The 2,199-nt window shown below is 41.1% G+C and carries 3 protein-coding genes; all 3 read left to right on the top strand.

The genetic code is table 11. The features are described 5' to 3' along the window. Nucleotides 1–9 precede the first annotated feature (9 nt). Nucleotides 10–792 carry a thiazole synthase gene (locus ABZA26_RS13340; RefSeq protein ID WP_372714995.1) on the top strand — a complete coding sequence of 261 codons (783 nt, stop codon included), beginning with the start codon at nucleotides 10–12 and terminating at the stop codon, nucleotides 790–792. Beyond that, the gene (gene thiH / locus ABZA26_RS13345; RefSeq protein ID WP_372714993.1) at nucleotides 789–1,892 is read left to right on the top strand and encodes a 2-iminoacetate synthase ThiH; all 1,104 of its coding nucleotides are present in this window, start codon (nucleotides 789–791) and stop codon (nucleotides 1,890–1,892) included. Before ABZA26_RS13340 ends, thiH begins: the two co-directional genes overlap by 4 nt. Beyond that, the coding region (locus ABZA26_RS13350) for a ThiF family adenylyltransferase (protein WP_372714994.1) at nucleotides 1,892–2,199 on the top strand (308 nt) is incomplete at its 3' end. The genes thiH and ABZA26_RS13350, both read left to right, overlap by 1 nt.

Genomic DNA, 2,199 nt, shown 5'->3' on the forward strand with positions numbered 1-2,199 from the left:
GTTATTTATATGGACAGCAAACTTATTTTAGGTGGTCATACTTTTGAGAGCAGGCTACTCACAGGAACAGGAAAATTTTCAGATAAAAATCTTATTGCTCCTATGCTGGATTCCAGCAGGTCAGAAATAATAACAATGGCACTGAGAAGAATCGACTTTAAAAACCCGAAGGAAAATATATTAAATTACATCCCTAAAAATGTAACTCTTCTCCCTAATACTTCTGGAGCCAGAACTGCCGAAGAAGCAATCAAAATAGCCAGGATAGCAAGGGAGGCCGGATGCGGAGACTTCATAAAAATAGAGATCATCAACGATATGAAGTACCTCATGCCAGACAACTACGAGACAATAAAGGCCACAAAGGTACTAGCAGCTGAGGGCTTTATTGTGCTCCCCTATATGATGCCTGATCTCATAGCAGCAAAAAAACTAGAAGATGCAGGAGCAGCTGCAGTAATGCCTTTAGGTGCTCCCATTGGATCAAACAGAGGTCTTGAGACAAGGGCTCTTATAGAGATGCTGAACGACAATAAGAGAGTCCCTATCATAGTGGATGCCGGTATAGGAAAACCTTCTCATGCGGCACAGGCTATGGAGATGGGATGTGATGCTGTCCTCGTGAATACAGCCATCGCCACTGCTCACGATCCGGTAAAAATGGGAAGGGCATTTTCCCTGGCTGTAGAGGCAGGCCGTGAAGCTTATCTTGCAAAAATGGCAGAGGAAAAAAAATATGCCAGTGCCAGTTCTCCACTTACAGGATTTCTTTTTAGAGGTGAGGAGAAATGAGTTTCTACTCTATAATGAAAAACTGGGAGAATTTTGACTTTGAAGATTATTTCTCTCAAGTTTCCTCTGAAGATATAAAAAGAACCCTTCAGAAAGATAAGATTGAAGAGCTGGATTTTTTAAATCTTCTTTCTCCGAAAGCCAAGGATTTTCTGGAAGATATGGCGAAGAAATCTTATTCTGTCACAAGACAGCATTTCGGAAATATAATATCACTCTACATCCCTCTATACGTCTCCAATTACTGCACAAACCACTGTGTTTACTGCGGCTTTAATAAGGAGAATAAAATTGTGAGGAGGCACCTTTCCCTTGAAGAGGTGGAAACAGAGCTCCTAGCCATATCCAAAACTGGAATGTCTCATATAATCCTCCTTACAGGAGAAGCAGAAGGATTGGTGGATATAGTTTATCTCAAGGGTATAGTGGAAATGGCTGCCAAATATTTCCCGTCTGTGTCTATAGAGGTGCTGCCCCTCAAAACAGACGACTATCAGATATTAAAAAACTCCGGGCTAGACGGACTCACAGTATATCAGGAAGCTTACGACGAAGAGGTTTATGACGGGGTTCATCTCGCCGGAGGAAAAAAAGACTTTAAATTTCGACTGGACACTCCGGAAAGAGGTGCTTTGGCAGGTCTCAGAAATGTAAATATAGGTCCGCTTTTCGGTCTTGGAGAAATAAAAAAAGAAGCCTTCTTTGCAGGGCTTCACCTGAAGTATCTAACAGACAAGTATCTCAACACTGAGTTTGGCATATCTCTTCCCAGGATAAACGATGCCGAAGGGGGCTTTAAGCCCTTCCATAAAATGGACGATGTTACCTTTATTCAGGTGATGACTGCTTACAGATTATTCCAGCCAAAAGCAGGAATAACTGTATCAACAAGAGAAAACCATGAATTCAGAAACAACATAATGCCTCTGGGAGTTACAAAGTTTTCTGCAGGATCAAAAACAGGAGTAGGGGGATATGCAGACGGGGATAAATCCACATGTCAGTTTGAGATAAGTGATAAGAGCAGTATAGAGGAAACTGAAAATTCTATAAGAGAGAGGGGGTTTCAGCCTGTCTATAAAGACTGGCACCTTATATGATGAAGATAGGAATAGCAGGAGCCGGTGGAATCGGGTCAAATGTAGCTGTGCATCTGGTAAGAACCGGAGTAACAGATCTGAAAATAGCAGATTTTGACACCATAGAGAAATCAAATCTCAACAGGCAGTTTTATTTTCACCATCAGATAGGAGCCTCCAAAGTTGATACCCTAAAAAAAAATCTTCTGGATATCAATCCAAATGGCTTTTTTCATGTGGAGAACATAAAACTTGATAGGGAAAATATGGCTGACTTTTTCCGTGATTGTGATATCGTGGTAGAAGCCTTTGACAAATCAAAATACAA

The sequence above is a fragment of the Ilyobacter sp. genome (genome assembly GCF_041583315.1).
In the GTDB taxonomy this organism is placed as follows: Bacteria; Fusobacteriota; Fusobacteriia; order Fusobacteriales; family Fusobacteriaceae; genus Ilyobacter.